At 53.4% G+C, this 17,498-nt stretch carries 17 protein-coding genes; 14 read left to right on the top strand and 3 right to left on the bottom strand.

Annotated features, from left to right (window positions below; all coding sequences use genetic code 11):
• Positions 1-19 precede the first annotated feature (19 nt).
• From C1N58_RS02740 to C1N58_RS02765, 6 genes are all read left to right on the top strand, one after another.
• Positions 20-310: a hypothetical protein gene (locus C1N58_RS02740; protein WP_394550406.1), complete on the top strand. Its 291-nt coding sequence runs from the start codon at positions 20-22 to the stop codon at positions 308-310.
• A gap of 223 nt (positions 311-533) precedes the next feature.
• Positions 534-1,961, top strand: a complete 1,428-nt coding sequence (locus C1N58_RS02745; protein ID WP_394550407.1) for a sensor histidine kinase — start codon at positions 534-536, stop codon at positions 1,959-1,961.
• Positions 1,962-1,964: 3 nt separating this feature from the next.
• Positions 1,965-2,636, top strand: coding sequence for a two-component system QseEF-associated lipoprotein QseG (qseG, locus tag C1N58_RS02750; RefSeq protein ID WP_033740913.1), 672 nt, complete (start codon positions 1,965-1,967; stop codon positions 2,634-2,636).
• A complete protein-coding gene (glrR, locus tag C1N58_RS02755; RefSeq protein ID WP_205955571.1) occupies positions 2,636-3,970 on the top strand; it encodes a two-component system response regulator GlrR in 1,335 nt (444 codons plus the stop codon). The genes qseG and glrR overlap by 1 nt, the downstream gene beginning before the upstream one ends.
• Before the next feature lie 90 nt (positions 3,971-4,060).
• Complete coding sequence (gene glnB, locus C1N58_RS02760) at positions 4,061-4,399, top strand: nitrogen regulatory protein P-II (RefSeq protein ID WP_003848647.1); 339 nt, start codon at positions 4,061-4,063, stop codon at positions 4,397-4,399.
• A 429-nt stretch (positions 4,400-4,828) separates the two neighbouring features.
• Positions 4,829-5,335, top strand: coding sequence for a hypothetical protein (locus C1N58_RS02765; protein ID WP_394550408.1), 507 nt, complete (start codon positions 4,829-4,831; stop codon positions 5,333-5,335).
• Between the two features lie 238 nt (positions 5,336-5,573).
• Here the strand turns inward: C1N58_RS02765 and hmpA are convergent, their stop codons facing one another.
• Entirely contained in the window at positions 5,574-6,758 is a 1,185-nt protein-coding gene (gene hmpA, locus C1N58_RS02770; RefSeq protein WP_277282956.1) for an NO-inducible flavohemoprotein, read from the bottom strand.
• A 324-nt stretch (positions 6,759-7,082) separates the two neighbouring features.
• On the opposite strand from hmpA, the gene glyA reads away from it, so the two are divergent.
• Positions 7,083-8,336 (top strand): serine hydroxymethyltransferase, encoded by a 1,254-nt coding sequence (gene glyA, locus C1N58_RS02775; protein WP_033740908.1) that lies wholly within the window; start codon positions 7,083-7,085, stop codon positions 8,334-8,336.
• A gap of 127 nt (positions 8,337-8,463) precedes the next feature.
• Entirely contained in the window at positions 8,464-9,612 is a 1,149-nt protein-coding gene (locus tag C1N58_RS02780) for a 3-phenylpropionate MFS transporter (protein WP_394550409.1), read from the top strand.
• Here the strand turns inward: C1N58_RS02780 and csiE are convergent.
• Entirely contained in the window at positions 9,594-10,862 is a 1,269-nt protein-coding gene (csiE, locus tag C1N58_RS02785) for a stationary phase inducible protein CsiE (protein ID WP_058707699.1), read from the bottom strand. The two genes, C1N58_RS02780 and csiE, sit on opposite strands and share 19 nt — an antisense overlap.
• Positions 10,863-11,017: 155 nt before the next feature.
• On the opposite strand from csiE, the gene C1N58_RS02790 reads away from it, so the two are divergent.
• From C1N58_RS02790 to C1N58_RS02800, 3 genes are all read left to right on the top strand, one after another.
• Positions 11,018-11,644, top strand: coding sequence for a DUF1007 family protein (locus tag C1N58_RS02790; RefSeq protein WP_110268118.1), 627 nt, complete (start codon positions 11,018-11,020; stop codon positions 11,642-11,644).
• The gene (locus C1N58_RS02795; RefSeq protein WP_039340000.1) at positions 11,635-12,615 is read left to right on the top strand and encodes a nickel/cobalt transporter; all 981 of its coding nucleotides are present in this window, start codon (positions 11,635-11,637) and stop codon (positions 12,613-12,615) included. Before C1N58_RS02790 ends, C1N58_RS02795 begins: the two co-directional genes overlap by 10 nt.
• A gap of 190 nt (positions 12,616-12,805) precedes the next feature.
• A complete protein-coding gene (locus tag C1N58_RS02800) occupies positions 12,806-13,819 on the top strand; it encodes a TIGR04086 family membrane protein (RefSeq protein WP_039339998.1) in 1,014 nt (337 codons plus the stop codon).
• A 46-nt stretch (positions 13,820-13,865) separates the two neighbouring features.
• Here the strand turns inward: C1N58_RS02800 and suhB are convergent, their stop codons facing one another.
• Positions 13,866-14,669, bottom strand: coding sequence for an inositol-1-monophosphatase (gene suhB / locus C1N58_RS02805; protein WP_006120639.1), 804 nt, complete (start codon positions 14,667-14,669; stop codon positions 13,866-13,868).
• 119 nt (positions 14,670-14,788) lie between these two features.
• On the opposite strand from suhB, the gene trmJ reads away from it, so the two are divergent.
• The 3 genes from trmJ to C1N58_RS02820 all read left to right on the top strand — a co-directional run bounded on the left by trmJ (position 14,789) and on the right by C1N58_RS02820 (position 17,419).
• Positions 14,789-15,538, top strand: a complete 750-nt coding sequence (gene trmJ / locus C1N58_RS02810; protein ID WP_006120638.1) for a tRNA (cytosine(32)/uridine(32)-2'-O)-methyltransferase TrmJ — start codon at positions 14,789-14,791, stop codon at positions 15,536-15,538.
• 133 nt (positions 15,539-15,671) lie between these two features.
• A complete protein-coding gene (gene iscR / locus C1N58_RS02815) occupies positions 15,672-16,169 on the top strand; it encodes a Fe-S cluster assembly transcriptional regulator IscR (protein ID WP_006120637.1) in 498 nt (165 codons plus the stop codon).
• Between the two features lie 89 nt (positions 16,170-16,258).
• Positions 16,259-17,419: an IscS subfamily cysteine desulfurase gene (locus C1N58_RS02820; RefSeq protein WP_033740900.1), complete on the top strand. Its 1,161-nt coding sequence runs from the start codon at positions 16,259-16,261 to the stop codon at positions 17,417-17,419.
• The last annotated feature ends 79 nt before the right edge of the window (positions 17,420-17,498 follow it).

The following is a 17,498-nucleotide window of genomic DNA, read 5'->3' on the forward strand; positions in this document are numbered from 1 at the left end:
CTTTTTTTATGGGCACGAGATGTTGGCAAAAGGAGACAGCCGTCACCTTTTGATGTCGCTGATTGGTGACATCTATCTCTATGATTTTACTATACGGCAGAGGTACGATGAAAATGTGTTGGCATTTGGCGACACATTTGCCAGACCAGATGGTCTGAATGGGCCGCTTTCACTGCTCGCTTACCTGCAAGAGCCTGAACAGAAAGGGGCTTTTATTGTTGGCATGATCTTTGCTATAATTATCGCGCTGCTCATTCGCTTGTTTATGAATGCCACCGCGCTGCGGTCAGAGCTCATAAAGCCCGAATGACGCACCAAACGGAGCCTGCCGTCCACCACACCGATAATCGTATGCATTGCATCGTTATCAAGCATCGGACGTAACGTTGAGTTAGGCTCCACCCATTCTCACGCGTGGCTAAGGCGGCGCGTCTGCGGCAGGCCAGATGGTCTGCCGTTTTCTTTTCTGCCTCTTCCTTCTCCGGGCCGACTCCGCTAGCATCCGGTAAGCGTATCTTTATGGAAGCCGTCGCGTGAAAAAATGGCGTTTTTTCCCCCAATCTCTGCGTCAGCTGGTGCTGATGGCCTTTTTGCTGGTGCTCCTGCCCTTACTGGTACTGGCCTGGCAAGCATGGGAAAGCCTCTCCGCACTCAGCAATCAGGCGGCGGACACTAACCGCAACACCTTTACCGATGTCCGGCGCAGCGAAGCCATGGCACGAACCGCCATTGAGCTGGAGCGCAGCTATCGTCAGTATTGCGTACTGGGTGATGCCTCGCTGGCGAAGCTGTATCAGACGCAGCGGATTCGTTACAGCCAGATGCTCAGCTCCCATGCTGATAATCTGCCCGATTTACCGGCTTTTAAGACGCTACGGGACACGCTGCCGCTGTTGGAAACCCTGCAGTGCCAGAACGGTAATCCGATGGGCAGTGCTGCGCAGGCGCTTGACCGTTTTTCCGCAACCAACGCACAACTGGTGCACGACACGCGGGAGGTGGTATTCGCCCGCGGCTTACAGCTGCAGCGCGAAATCGCCGATCGCGGTCAGTTCTTTGGCTGGCAGGCGCTGATTCTGTTCATTATCAGCCTGACACTCACGCTGCTGTTTACCCGCATGATCATCGGTCCGGTCAAAAGTGTCGAACGGATGATTAACCGCCTTGGCGAAGGGCGGGAACTGGGCAGCAGCATGGTGTTTCGGGGGCCACGGGAATTGCGTTCGCTGGGGCAACGTATTGTCTGGCTGAGCGAGCGGCTGCACTGGCTTGAATCTCAGCGACACGAATTTTTACGCCACCTTTCACACGAACTGAAAACCCCGCTGGCCAGTTTGCGTGAAGGCACGGCGCTTCTGGCGGATGAAGTCGCGGGCGTGCTAAATCCGGAGCAGAAAGAAATCGTCTCCATACTCGATACCAGCAGCCGTCGTTTGCAGTACCTGATTGAACAATTGCTCGACTACAACCGCAGGCTCGCTGATGGGCCAATCACGCTTGAGGCGGTCAAACTGGACGATATTGTGCATGACGTTGTGAATGCCCACGCCCTTTCGGCGCGTAACAAACAGATGCATGTTGAGATCGATCTGAAGGCCACAGATTGCCTGGCTGAGCCTATGCTATTAATGAGTGTGATCGATAACCTCTACTCTAACGCCGTGAACTATGGCAATGAATCCGGTAACATCTGGCTTCGTAGCCAGCAGCAGGGCGATACAGTCATCATTGAGGTCGCTAACAGCGGTACGCCCATTCCCGAGCATGAGCAGGCAATGATTTTTGAGCCCTTTTTTCAGGGCAGCCATCAGCGCAAAGGGCCGGTTAAAGGCAGTGGGCTGGGGTTAAGTATCGCAAAGGATTGTCTGCGCCGTATGCACGGCAACCTGCAACTGGTCAGCCGCGATGACGCGGATGTTTGTTTTCGCATTGAACTGAATACCACCGCCGGGAAAGTCTGAAGTATGAAATTTTTTGCCGCGATTCTTATAAGCGCACTGAGCACCCTGATGCTCAGCGGCTGTGCCTCCTCACCGGCGACCTCGGCATCCCAGCCCGCACCAAACTCTGTCGCGGTGCCTGAAACGCGCCTGGTGGATTATCTGACAACCCGCTGTAGCGATATCTGGCATATTGAAAACACTGCCGCGCTTGCCAATCCCCTTTACTGGATGCGCAGTATTGACTGCGCCGAACGACTTTCGCCCGCGGAAGCCCGCGCCGAGGCGCACCGCTGGCCAGTAGACAGCTGGTCGCGAGCCTTTAAACAGGGCGTACTCATGGCAAATGGCAACGTAACGCCACTGGAACGGCGCGACTATATCACCGAGCTGGACAGCTACAGTGAGCAGTTCCCGCAAAACCTGCGGGCACTCATCCAGCTCTGGCGCAGTAACCAGGCGGCACAGCTGGATTTAAGTGCGCTACGTTCGCGGTACGTCCATCTGCAGCAGAGCAGCGATGCGCAGACGGACGCGCTGCGTCAGCAGCAGATAAAATTACGGCAGCAGTTAAGCGATACGCAAAGCAAGCTGGAGCGGTTAACCGATATCGAACGCCAGCTTTCGTCGCGCAAAACCTCAGAGATGCCAGAAGGCAGTCATGGAACGGCGTTGCCACAAGAGGAAGAGCAGTAATGATAAAACATGCGGCACATCTGCTGCTGGTGGATGATGATCCCAGCCTGCTGAAACTGTTAGGGATGCGGCTGAGCAGCGAAGGCTATCAGGTGACCACCGCAGCCAGTGGGCCTGACGCGCTTCGGCTGTTGCAGAAAGAGAAAATCGATCTGGTGATAAGCGATTTGCGCATGGATGAGATGGACGGCCTGGCGCTTTTTGGCGAAATCCAGAAACGCCATATGGGCTTGCCGGTCATCATTTTAACCGCACACGGTTCGATTCCAGAGGCCGTCGCGGCAACCCAGCAGGGCGTATTTAGCTTTTTAACCAAACCGGTCGATCGCGATGCGCTTTATAAGGCAATCGATGAAGCGCTCGCGCAGCGCGTCCCGGTCAGCGACGACCGCTGGCGGGAAGCCATCGTAACACGCAATCCTCAGATGCTGCGCTTACTTGAACAGGCGCACATGGTTGCTCAGTCGGATGTCAGCGTGCTGATCAACGGGCAAAGCGGGACGGGTAAAGAGGTGCTGGCGCAGGCTATCCATGCTGCCAGTCCGCGCGCCGACAAGCCGTTCATCGCGATCAACTGTGGTGCCTTGCCCGAGCAGTTGCTGGAATCGGAGTTATTTGGTCACGCGAAAGGTGCCTTTACCGGTGCGGTCAGCGCACGCGACGGCCTGTTTAAAGCGGCCGAAGGCGGGACGCTGTTTCTGGACGAAATCGGCGATATGCCGCCCGCGCTGCAGGTTAAACTGCTGCGGGTCATACAGGAGCGTAAAGTCCGGCCGCTTGGCAGCAACAACGATATTGATATCAATGTGCGGATTATCTCCGCCACGCACCGGGATTTACCGAAAGCGATGGAGAAAAACGAATTCCGTGAAGATCTCTTTTATCGCCTGAACGTCGTTAACCTGAAAATACCGGCGCTGCATCAACGTACCGAGGATATTCCGCTGCTGGCTAATCATCTGCTGCGCCAGGCCGCGGACCGTCACAAACCGCAGGTGCGCAGTTTTTCGGTGGATGCGATGAAGCGCCTGATCTCCGCCAACTGGCCTGGTAACGTGCGTCAGTTAGTGAATGTGATTGAACAGTGCGTGGCGCTCAGTTCCTCGCCGGTGATCAGCGATGCGCTGGTAGAGCAGGCACTGAGCGGCGAAAACAGCGCATTACCAACCTTTGTCGAGGCGCGTAATCAGTTTGAACTCAATTACCTGCGCAAGCTGTTGCAGATGACCAAAGGAAATGTGACCAACGCGGCGCGTCTGGCTGGACGTAACCGTACTGAATTCTATAAGCTGCTGTCACGTCACGAACTGGACGCCAGTGACTTTAAAGAGTAATTTTCTGCCGCACCAGCCTGCAGCATGGCCAGCGACATTTATACTTAAAAAATCCCTCTGACCACGGAGGGCGCGAGGAAAGGGTCTGACATGAAAAAGATCGATGCAATAATTAAACCATTCAAACTTGATGATGTGCGCGAAGCGCTTGCTGAAGTCGGCATCACCGGGATGACCGTAAGCGAAGTGAAAGGCTTTGGCCGCCAGAAAGGGCACACGGAACTCTACCGTGGGGCAGAGTATATGGTGGACTTTCTGCCGAAGGTGAAAATTGAAATGGTGGTAGGCGATGATATCGTGGACACCTGCGTCGAAACCATCATGCGCACCGCGCAAACCGGCAAAATTGGCGACGGCAAAATCTTTGTTTTCGATGTCGCTCGCGTGGTGCGTATCCGTACCGGTGAAGAAGACGAGGAAGCGATTTAATCCTTTTCAGAAGCGAAGCTTGCTTCTGAACTGCGACTGCGATGCGGGACAACGTTTATCGCTGGTCAGTGTGCCCCTGCCTGATTTCAGGAAGGGGCAATAATCAGTCATTTCCAGCACGTTATCATCTGGGCAACATTAACTTCAAATTGTACAACTCACTTATTATCTCTTTGTATCGCATTAATTTTTTGGTTTTTTATTTCGATTAGCATGTTGTTTGTTATTTAAGGTTAATGTTCTTTCATTTGGCTATTAATCTAAATCAAAAACGACTAATGATCTTAACGTTATCATGGCGTTTTTATAATTGGGTGCAGTTAATCATAGCCTTATGTTCTCGCGTGTTATAACTACGGCCGTTAATAAAGGGACGTGTAATTTACTCTCTTAATATCTACAGGAAAACCGAAGGCGCGTTGACAGAAAATGACTTATACAATGAAAGTAAAAGGGATAATGATATTCGCTCTGATTCTCGCATCCTGTCAGACCGTTTCCGGCGAAGATGCGCTTTACAGTAAAGTATTAACCGCTTCGCATTATCATGATAGTAAGGGCTTATCAGACAGCGATTACGACAAAATAGGGGAGCTTATAGCCCAGGGGGAAACCCGCTGGATAAGACTTTATCCCGTGTTAAGCAAATCGCCATTCTTAGGGATGACCTCTTTTCAGGAAAGTTTAAATATTGTCATGGCCTGTGCTTTACCTGAGAATCCCAACGAGGTGTTAAAATTTGTTGATGAGGCAAATATTGATCACATATGTGCAGCGCCTTTTATCGAACCGGGCCGTGATGAACTGCGTGACTATTTTAACGAAACATTCCCGACATTACATAAAGCTTTGCCAGAAGGATACTGGAAACAATCCTGTTTGCTGAAACTAAGAAAGGCCCTCGCTGATACATTGCCATCAATAAAAGAAAGTTAAACTCTGCTATTTCTTCCCATGCGTTAACGATTACCCGGCTCAATAGTGGTAAGTAAAACGCTGCCATGCGTGCGAAAGCGCCTGGATAGGCGGTAATCTGTTCCGCTATGAAAATATGTCCGACTCCGACTCCGACTCCAACGCGTCGCTCTTCACGCATGAACACAGTAATACGCACGAAACGGCTCCTTACTTTCAGCGTATAACAGATGCCAGAAGGGCCGTTCATAGCCGCAAATTACATTACCTTATGCGGACCAAACACCTCATAGTGAATCCTGTCCGCCGTCACGCCGACCGCCAGCAGCTGCTGAACGACGAACTGCATAAAGCCCAGCGGCCCACAAAGATAGAAGTGGGTATTCACCTCCTGCAGACGTGGTGAAACGCTCGCCAGATCCATAAGGCCTTGCGCATCATAACGACCTGCATCGCCCTGATTTGGCTCGCGATACCAGATATGTTGGGCAAAATCAGGCAACAGGTCACCGGCCGCGCGCACTTCATCTGCAAAGGCATGCTGCTGGCCGTTTTCAGCGGCATGTAACCAGTTGACCGCTGCCGGGTGCTGCCGGGTAGCCAGCGCATGCAGCATGGCCAGCATCGGCGTTTGCCCTACGCCCGCTGAAATCAACGTGACCGGCGTCGTCGGACTTGCCTGGAGAAAAAAATCCCCGTGTGGAGGCGTCAGCTGAATCTCATCGCCTGCTTTGGCCTGTTGATGCAGCCAGCCTGAGACTGTTCCCCCGGCTTCCTGTTTTACCGCAATTCGGTAGGTCTGCGCATTGCTGACGGTGGTGAGTGAGTACTGACGAATTTGCTGATAACGGAAGCCCGCTGGCTGCAGATGCAGTGACACATACTGCCCCGGCCTGAAGGACGCAATGGGTTTACCATCAACAGGAGCGAGGGTAACGCTTTTGATCACGTCACTTTGTTGCTCAATCGCGCTGATGAAGAAGGCTCTCGTGCCGCGCCAGCCGCCTTGCTGGTGTGCCGATGCCTGATAAAGGGCTTCTTCACGCTGGATAAATATATCGGCCAGCACTGTGTAGGCGCGTCTCCAGGCGGCGAGCACCGCTTCGCCAGGATTCAGCATGGCGTCGATAGAGGAGAGTAAATACTCACCCACAATTTTATATTGCTCAGGTTGGATCGTCAGACTGGCGTGCTTTTGGGCAATTTTTTCGACGGCTGGCCGTAGCGCCGTCAGATTGTCCAGATTGGCCCCGTAGGCGCAAATCGCATTAAACAGCGCTTCACGCTGTGCGCCATTGCGCTGGTTGGCCCTGTTAAAGACATGCTTTAACTCTGGATGATGAGAGAGCATCTGACTGTAAAAATGGGCCGTCAGATCGGGGCCGCATGCCGCAATCGCGGGAAGGGTGGATTTCACAATGTGAATCGTCTTGGCATCAAGCATGGGAATACCTCACTTAAAGTTGCATTTTAAATGCATCTTATGGCCGGGCGTTTTGTTCTGTAAATAGCGTTGTGGTTTACAGGAAGACTGAGCGGCAAATTTTCAGACGGAGAAATGGAAAATTTCCGTTACAGGGTGCGGGGAAAAACAGCGGGAAACCGCTTGCAAAGCGAGCCAAAAACACATCGCCAATGCGAAGCCAAACGTTTGCGTAAAAAGAGGGGATTGGCCCTACCGTCCCCTGGTAAAAGGGTTTACACTGTCTGCCTTCGCCCTTTGGGGGCGTAATTTGCCGATTTAAAGATAGCCAGTCAGGAGATGCGGATGTTAAAGCGTGAAATGAACATTGCCGATTATGATGCCGAGTTGTGGCAGGCGATGGAGCAAGAGAAAGTGCGTCAGGAAGAGCACATTGAACTGATTGCTTCTGAAAACTACACCAGCCCGCGTGTAATGCAGGCGCAAGGTTCACAGCTCACCAACAAATATGCTGAAGGCTATCCTGGCAAACGTTATTACGGCGGCTGCGAGTATGTAGATATTGTTGAGCAGCTGGCTATCGATCGTGCGAAAGCGCTGTTTGGTGCAGATTATGCCAACGTACAGCCGCACTCAGGTTCACAGGCTAACTTTGCTGTGTTTACCGCCCTGCTGCAGCCAGGCGATACCATTCTGGGTATGAACCTCGCGCACGGTGGTCATCTGACGCACGGTTCGCCTGTTAACCTGTCGGGCAAACTCTACAATGTCGTGCCTTATGGTATCGATGAAACCGGTAAAATTGACTACAACGAACTGGCTGAGCTGGCAAAAACGCACCAGCCTAAGATGATCATTGGCGGTTTCTCTGCGTACTCGGGTATTTGCGACTGGGCCAAAATGCGCGAAATCGCAGACAGCGTTGGTGCCTGGTTGTTTGTGGATATGGCGCACGTTGCGGGTCTGATTGCGGCTGACGTTTACCCGAACCCTTTACCGCACGCGCACGTTGTGACTTCTACAACCCACAAAACGCTGGCCGGTCCGCGTGGCGGCATCATTCTGGCGAAAGGTGGCGACGAAGAACTGTACAAAAAGCTTAACTCTGCGGTTTTCCCTGGCGGCCAGGGCGGCCCGCTGATGCACGTCATTGCGGGTAAAGCCGTGGCGTTCAAAGAAGCGATGGAACCCGAGTTCAAAACCTACCAGCAGCAGGTGGCAAAAAACGCGAAAGCGATGGTCGAGGTCTTACTGGAACGCGGTTATAACATCGTGTCAGGCGGCACTTACAACCACCTGTTCCTGATTGATCTGGTGAGCAAAAACCTGACCGGTAAAGAAGCGGATGCGGCACTGGGCCGTGCCAATATCACCGTGAACAAAAACAGCGTGCCGAACGATCCGAAAAGCCCGTTTGTCACCTCCGGTGTACGTATCGGTACCCCAGCGGTCACGCGTCGTGGCTTTAAAGAAGCGGACGTGCGTGAACTGGCCGGCTGGATTGCTGACGTGCTGGACGATGTGAACGACGAAGCCACGATTGAACGCACGAAGCAAAAAGTGCTGGATATCTGTGCGCGCTTACCGGTTTACGCCTGATCCCGTCAGGTGAGTCAACGGTTGAAAAAGGATGGCCCCGGCCATCCTTTTTTATTGCCCGTCTCACGTGGCTCTGACAAAGTATCGACCTCTTAACACGACCGGTCACACTATTGCTGGAGGGAACATGGCAATCGGCTCCGCCAGATGGCTTGGATTAAGCTATTTCACCTACTTTTTTTGTTACGGTATTTACCTGCCTTTCTGGGGCGTCTGGCTAAAAGGCGTGGGACTGAACCCCGAACAAATTGGCCTGCTGCTTGGCTGCGGCATGGTGGCGCGTTTTGTAGGCAGTTTGTTCATCGCCTCGCAGGTTAAACATCCTTCTCAACTGATTACGGCGTTGCGGCTGCTGGCGCTGCTGACCTGTCTTTTTGCCGTGGGATACTGGACTGGACAACAGTGGTTGTGGCTGCTGTTAGTGATGACCGGCTTTAATCTGTTTTTCTCCCCGCTGGTGCCTTTAAGTGATGCGCTGGCGGCGACCTGGACGCAACAAATTGGTCTGGCCTACGGGCCGGTGCGCCTCTGGGGTTCTCTGGCCTTCGTCATCAGTTCGTCGTTGACCGGTATGCTGGTGACGGCTTTTTCATCCCAGGCGATTTTAATGCTACTGTCAGCGGGCGTCATAAGTATGCTGGCGGGTATGTTGCTGACGCCGCAAACACACCCTCAGGGCAGCGAACGCAAGAGCAACGTCAGCGGTGGCTGGCAGGCCTGGCGCGATCTGATACGGGAAAACGCGATCTGGCGTTTCATGGTGTGCGTCACCCTGCTGCAGGGAGCGCATGCGGCCTATTACGGCTTCAGCGCGATCTGGTGGCAGGAAAGTGGCTATTCCGCCTCGCGCATTGGTTATCTGTGGTCGCTTGGCGTGGTGGCAGAAATTGTGATCTTTGCGCTGAGTCACCGTCTGTTTCACCGCTGGCAGGCGCGCGATTTACTGCTGCTGTCCGGCGTTTGCGCGTTAATTCGCTGGAGCCTGCTGGGGGCCAGCACGGCACTGCCGGTGTTGATTGTGGCGCAAATTCTCCACTGCGGTACGTTTACGGTCTGCCATCTTGCAGCCATGCGTTTCATTGCTTCACGGCAGGGTGCGGAGGTGATTCGGTTGCAGTCGCTCTATTCGGCGCTGGCGATGGGCGGCGGTATCGCCGTGATGACGATGATTTGTGGCGTGCTGTTTACCCATCTTCATGGACAGCTGTTTTGGGTGATGGCGCTGGTGGCGCTGCCTGCGCTGTTTCTGCGCCCGCGTCAGGACTCCAGCAAATAACGAATGCGTTGCTGATGATATTCGGTCAACGGCAATTCTGCGTGGATCAGCGGGGGCGAAAACAGCGGCAGGGAGGTGACGTAAGGCGAGATGATCAAATCAACTTCGCGCGGCGCGCCGTCGCGCTGAAAGTCATCCACATGCTGATAGGTGATATTAACGGGTAATAAGGTGATTTCCCGGATCTGCTGCTCAACGTCCTGTTCCAGCGCCGGATCGTCACCCGTCAGGAGCAGCACCTGTTTTTCCTGAAGGGCGCTGCTCTGCATCAGCCATGCACCAAAAATAATGGTTATCAGACTGACTTCTTCCGGTTTAAAACAAATCGCGTATTCCTGCTCAAACGCCACCAGCGCCTGCTGAGTGGTTCGCAGCAGGCGCGGATAAAGCCTGGTTACGTCTTGTGCCACACTGTCATCAATGCCAATAGTAAAGTAAGTGCGATCCAGCGCCTGCGCCAGGTGCGTATACAGTTGCTGCTGGAGTTCGGCACGTTCAGGAAAAGGGGTGCCTGACGAAGCCTCGAAGTCATCGATCAGCTGATGCGTGGCGCGCATGAGCCGCTGTTCACTGGCGTGACGGATGGCGTCCGGATGCGGCGCGTGGATGAGGCTGAACAGTAATGTCCAGAAGTCGGTTTCACTCGCATCCGGTGCGAGATGGCACCGTTTTTTCCAGTGACGAATGACATCAGTGGCCGCGCGGCGCTCCGCCTTCATCGCCAGCCAGGCCTGCTGTTGTGCAGTAAAGAGGGCAGGCTGGCGCTGGCACAGGCCGTATTTCATAAATATTTGTAAAAAGAGTTGATCGCGTGTACTGAAAGGGCGATCAAGGCACAGGCTGCAGTGCTGGATGAGTGCCTGTAGATTGGTTTCATCGTAGAGCGCCTTCTCAATTTTCATTTGCTTAAGGCGCTGGCGAAGCGGTGTCGCAAAATGCTCACAGACAAACGTCTGCGACAGACGCAAACTGCGCCGCAGGTTATGTATAAGACAAATTCGTCTGTCCAGCTCTGTACCATGAATGCGCAAGCTGCCATCCACCATTTGGTGAAGTTCCAGTTGATGATAGCGCTGTATCTCATCACCCACGGCGGCAATATCTTGCCTGGCGGTGGCAGCATCCACGCCGTTAAGCAGGCTTAACCGGGTGAGCGTCAGCACGGGAGTGGGCAGAAACAGCAATAACAACAGGTGGCAGCGACGCTGAGAAACGGTGAAGAGTGGTGCTGAAGATGTAGCAGAACTCATCAATCAATATTCCCGCTGGCTATTTTTAGCTAAGAATAGTCAACTGCCCTGACCGGTGAAGGGTTTACCCGGTTTTTTGTTCAGAGGTTTAAGGCGGGTCACAAAATTTTGTTACTTATGAAACCTTTTTATCAGGAACGTTACTTTATAACATTATGAAACGCATGTTTTTCGCACTGCTAACCCTGATAAGTTCGTCAGCACTGGCACATCCTCACAGCTTTATTGATATGAAAACGGAACTGGTTGCTGACGGCGATCGGTTTACGGGCCTGAAAATGATCTGGACCATGGATGAAATTACCTCCGCCGATCTTCTTTACGACGCGAGCGATGCGAAACCGGGCACCGTGGTCTGGAAAAAACTGGCAGCCGGCGTGATGGCGAATGTGCTGGGACAACATTATTTTTCTGAAATCTGGCATAACAAGCAGCGGGTGAAGTTCTTGAATCTACCAAAAGAATACAATCTGTCACGCAGTGGCAACAAAGCGGTGCTGGAGTTTGTGTTGCCGCTGGCCGAGCCACCCACATTAACCGGTCAGCGCTTTGAGATTCTCACCTTCGATCCCACGTATTTCGTCGACATGTTCTATGACAAGCCTGACGCCTTAACCGTGCCGCCAGCGTTGCAGTCACGCTGCGCCTTCATCTTGCATACGCCAAAGCCGAATGACTCGTTGAAGCAGTATGCCTTATCGCTCGACAAGGCCGATGCGCCACCCGAAGAGATGGATCTGGGCAGGCAGTTCGCGCAAACGGTGATTCTGACATGTCACTGACGACCATAGCGCGGCCCAAAAAACGGCTGTGGCCACTGGCAGTATTCATGGTCGGGCTGGTGACGGCGGTCAGCGCGATCTGGCTGTACTGGCCGCAAATTCTGCTGCAAAGTGTGCTCTGGCAAAAAATTCTCAACCGCGAGATGACGCAGCTCCTGCAACAGGTCGCCGAACATCCGCACCGGGCTGGCCTGTCATTACTGGCGTTTAGTCTGGTGTACGGCATCCTGCATGCGTTAGGACCTGGGCACGGTAAGGTTGTTATCACCACTTTCCTGGCCACTCATCCGGCAAAACTGAAAACCAGCATGAAGCTGACGCTGCTGGCATCGCTGTTACAGGGTTCAGTCGCGATTGTTCTGGTAACCCTGATGCTGGTGGTATTGCACACCTCATCACGCCAGTTGCATCTGAGCAGTTTCTGGCTGGAGAAGGGCAGTTATCTTCTGGTGATTGCCCTGGGAATCTGGACAGGTTATCGGGCGGTCAACTCTCTGTGGCGACTGTTCCGACCGAAACCGGCGATGAACATTCGTGCTCTGCATCCACACCATCATCATGATGATCAGTGCGGCTGCGGTCATGCTCATCTGCCCAGTGCACAGCAGGTAGCCGGTGCCGTTAACGTGAAAACCCAGTTACTGGTGGTTCTGTCGATGGGGCTGCGGCCCTGTTCAGGAGCCATTATGATGCTGCTGTTTGCTAAGGTGATTGGCGTTTACCTCTGGGGCGTCCTCTCGGCGGCGGTGATGGCGATGGGAACGGCCCTGACCATTTCGGCGATTGGTCTGCTGGTGCAGCGATCGCGTTCGCTGGCGCAACGGCTGAGTGCAAACAGCCACATAAGCGATCGCGCACGCAGTCTGTTGCCTCTGTTGGCTTTGCTGGGAAGCGTCATGTTAATCGTTGCGGGCTGTGCGTTATGGCAATCTGCTCAGCCGGGGTTGGCGGGCGGCATCCGGCCTTTCTGATTTCTATAGCAGCGAAAAGCGTTTTTCGCTGCTCATTCTGCAATATTTTCCTCACTATTTTTTATTTTTCTGCTGACTGTTTAGTGGTGAAATTTGTTTTCACTGTCTACGCTGTTAATAGTTAAATCACCTCCCAATAATGGGATGAATAAAAACGGAACGATTCCGTGCTTTGCGAGGAAAATATCTCATGGCTGATACCCGTATTAATAATGGCTACACCGATCCGCTGGTAACTGGAACAGCGGGTTTGCCCCTAAAACGTATTTCATGGAGTGCCGTTTTTGCCGGTGTTATTTGCGCACTGATAATTCACATATTATTAACTCTGCTGGGAACAGCTATCGGCGCGACGACTATTGATCCCCTGCAGGAAGGCAATCCGTTTAAACATCTGGGCACCGGTGCGCTGGTGTGGACGGCGATTGAAATGCTTCTCGCCATCGTCGCGGGCGCCTATGTTGCCGGACGTCTGGCACAGCGCGAAGGCGCGCTGCATGGGTTACTGATGTTTGGCATCAGCACGGTGATAACGATTTATTTAGCCGTCAGTCTTGCCAGTAGCGTATTAGGCGGTGCGATGAACATTCTGGGCACGGGCTTCCAGGCTGTCGGTCAGGGTATTTCAGCCGCTGCGCCATCTGTTACCCAAATGGCAAAAGACAAGCTGCAGGAAAACAATATTAATTTAAATGACATGCAGCGTGAGCTGGAAACGACGCTGCGTCAAACAGGCAAGCCTGAATTACAACCTGAAAAACTGAAGCAGGATGCGAATAATGAAGCGCAGAATGCAGAGAACCAGGCAAATAACACCGCTAATCATCCGCAAACCGCAGACACGGATTTAGCTAACTGGTTTAAAGGCGTTATTGATCGTCATGCTGATACATTACAGGCAGCCGATCGTGAGGCGTTGAAAAATATTATTAAAGCGCGCACCGGCAAAAGCGATCAGGAAGCAGAGCAGATCGTTAATCAGGCAGAGCAGAGCTATCAGCAGGCTATGCAGAAATATCAGGAGCTGAAACAGCAGGCAGAGCAGAAAGCCCGTGAAGCCGGTGAGCAGGCGGCTAAAGCGACAGCGAAAGCCAGCTGGTACGCCTTCTTTATCCTGATTATTGAAGCAGTCCTGGCAGGCGTGATGGGCATGGTGGGACGTCGTACTCAGCCACGTCAGGTGTTGGCGAACGAACGTCGCTAACCGAAAGGCGTTAAAAAAGGCGGCACAGAATGTGCCGCCTTTTTCTTTAGCGCTTCAGCGCTTCGCTCAGTTCATCGCGCATGGACGACAGCAGCGCTTTAACCACACGAGGATTACCGGCCACAATGTTACCTGAATGCAGGTAACCATGATTGCCGGTGAAGTCAGTAACCAGTCCGCCCGCTTCACGCACCAGCAGTTCACCCGCGGCAAAATCCCACGGTTTCAGACCGATTTCAAAATAGCCATCCACACGACCTGCGGCAACATAGGCCAGGTCCAGTGCGGCAGAGCCGGTACGACGGAAGTCCGCACACTGTGTGAACAGTTTGGTCATGATGTTCATGTAAGCCGGCGCGTGCTGTTTTAGCTTGAACGGGAAACCGGTCGCCAGAATGGTGCCATCCAGATCGCGAGCGATGCTGCCGCGCAGACGGTAGCCGTTAAGCTGCGCGCCCTGGCCACGTACGGCACTGAACAGTTCATTACGCATAGGATCATATACCACCGCCACTTCAGTACGGCCTTTAATGCGTACGGCGATAGAAACAGAGAAGTGGGGCAGGCGTTTGATAAAGTTGGTCGTGCCATCCAGCGGATCGATTACCCATTGAATGTCCTGATCTTCACCTTCAAGTTCACCACTCTCTTCAGTAATAATGGTGTGCTTCGGGTAGGATTTACGAATCACTTCGATAATCAGGCGTTCTGCGTCGCGGTCAACATTGGTTACGAAGTCGTTACTGCCTTTCTGGCTGGCTTCGACGGCGTCCGGGGTTTCATAATTCTTGGCAATTAAATTTCCGGCCTTGCGCGCTGCGCGCACGGCAATGTTGAGCATTGGATGCATCGGTATCTCTCGCTGGATGTTAAAGAACGGGGAAAACGGCGCGGAGTATAGCAGGGTGTTCGGTAAATGTCCTGCTTTATGTTAGAGTACGCGTCATCATTTTCTGACCGATCCCAATTATGCTGCAAAATATTCGTATCGTACTGGTAGAAACTTCTCACACCGGCAACATGGGCTCCGTCGCGCGCGCGATGAAAACTATGGGCTTAACTAACCTCTATTTGGTCAATCCGCTAGTGAAGCCGGATTCACAGGCTATCTCGCTGGCTGCCGGGGCCAGTGACGTGATTGGCGAGGCGAAAATTGTCGACTCACTGGATGACGCGATTGCCGGATGCAGTCTGGTGGTCGGCACCAGTGCACGTTCCCGCTCGCTGCCGTGGCCGATGCTGGATTCACGTGAATGTGGCCTGAAAAGTATTGAAGAGGCCCGGCAGGCCCCCGTCGCCCTGGTATTTGGTCGTGAGCGTGTCGGGCTGACTAACGATGAATTGCAAAAGTGCCATTATCATGTGGCCATCCAGGCGAACCCGGAATACAGCTCGCTTAACCTGGCGATGGCGGTGCAGATCATTGCCTATGAAGTCCGCATGGCCTGGCTGCAGGCGCAGGACAACGCCAGTCCCAAACCGCAGTACGAGGAATCACCTTATCCGCTGGTTGACGACCTGGAGCGTTTCTACCAGCACATGGAACAGATGATGCTGGAAAGCGGATTTATCCGTGAAGCCAATCCCGGCCAGGTAATGAGCAAGCTGCGTCGTCTGTATACGCGTGCCCGTCCTGAGCGCGACGAACTCAATATTCTGCGCGGGATGCTCGCCTCGTTTGAGAAGCGTAAAGGACCGAAACAAAACGGCCCTGAATAGTTGAGTAAAACGCCAGGTTAAATAGTTGAGTAAATTACTTGGTTAAATAGTTGACCAAATTACTCGGGAATGTCAGACTTGCCGTCATCTTCGCTAATCCTCCGATAACCGGACGCTATTGAGGTTGTATGCTATGAGACTGACATCCAAAGGACGTTACGCTGTTACCGCTATGCTGGACGTTGCCCTGCATTCTCACCAGGGCCCTGTTCCACTGGCTGACATCTCTGAACGCCAGGGTATATCGCTCTCTTATCTGGAGCAGCTGTTCTCGCGGTTACGTAAGCACAATCTGGTATCCAGCGTTCGTGGTCCGGGTGGCGGTTATCTGCTGGGCAAAGAAGCCAGCGCGATTGCGGTGGGTGAAGTGATCACCGCGGTTGATGAATCTGTGGACGCCACCAAATGCCAGGGCAAAGAAGGCTGTCAGGGTGGCGAGCGCTGTCTGACCCATGTGTTGTGGCGTGACCTGAGTGTCCGTATTAGCGAATTCCTGAACAACATTACGCTGGCTGAGCTGGTGAATAATCAGGAAATCCTGGATGTGGCCGACCGCCAGAATGCTAACGACAATCGTCGTTTCCAGCACGCCCGCGCACAGGAAATCAACGTTAACCTCCGCGCCTCCTAATCCTCTGCTTCTCCGGCCCTTACTGCTAACGCGGCAGGGGCTGAATCTGCTATAAATACGTATGATTTTTTATACGGAGCTGTAGCGCAATGAAATTACCGATTTACCTGGATTATGCCGCCACGACGCCGGCCGATCCGCGTGTGGCCAGCAAAATGATGCAATTCCTGACGCTGGATGGCACGTTTGGTAACCCGGCCTCCCGTTCGCACCGTTTCGGCTGGCAGGCAGAAGAGGCGGTGGACGTTGCGCGCAATCAGGTCGCGGAGCTGGTCAATGCTGACCCACGTGAAATCGTCTTCACCTCCGGGGCCACCGAATCCGACAATCTCGCCATTAAAGGCGCAGCCCATTTCCACCAGTCGCGTGGTAAACACATCGTCACCAGCGTAACCGAACATAAAGCGGTCATTGATACCTGCCTGCAACTTGAACGTGAAGGCTTTGAGATCACCTGGCTGACGCCAGCAGCGAATGGCCTGATCGCGCCTGACGACCTGCGCGCCGCGCTACGTGACGACACGGTGCTGGTTTCCATCATGCATGTGAATAACGAAATCGGTGTGATTCAGGATATCGCTGCGCTGGGCGCCCTGTGCCGGGAGCGGGGCATCCTGTTCCACGTGGATGCGACGCAAAGCGTCGGGAAACTGGCTATCGATCTCGCTGAACTGCCTGTTGATCTGATGTCGTTTTCCGGTCATAAAGTTTATGGTCCTAAAGGCATTGGCGCGCTCTATGTCCGTCGTAAGCCGCGTATCCAGATTGATGCGCAGATCCACGGCGGCGGTCACGAGCGCAATATGCGATCGGGCACCTTACCGGTGCACCAGATTGTCGGCATGGGTGAGGCTTACCGCATTGCCAAAGCGGTGCGTGAAGAAGAGATGGCTCGCTTGTCGCTGTTGCGTGACAAACTGTGGCACGGCATCCGTGAGACAGGCGGCGTAACGGTGAATGGTGATTTGCAACACAGCTGCGCCAACATACTTAACGTCAGTTTTGCTGATGTTGAAGGTGAGTCGTTGATCATGGCGCTGAAAGATCTTGCGCTGTCGTCCGGATCGGCCTGTACTTCCGCCAGTCTGGAACCTTCCTATGTTCTGCGCGCACTCGGTCTGAACGAAGAACTGGCCCACAGTTCACTTCGCTTCTCACTGGGGCGGTTCACCACTGAAGAAGAGATCGATTATGCCATTGCGCTGGTGCAGAAGTCCGTGACGCGCCTGCGTGAACTCATGAAGTCATAATCAGGCCTGAAGAGGCTGACCACTGCGCACCGGCAACGCCTGCGGTGTGCGGCGTAACATCTGTATGAAAAGCCGTCGC

The organism is Pantoea sp. SGAir0180 (genome assembly GCF_043546245.1).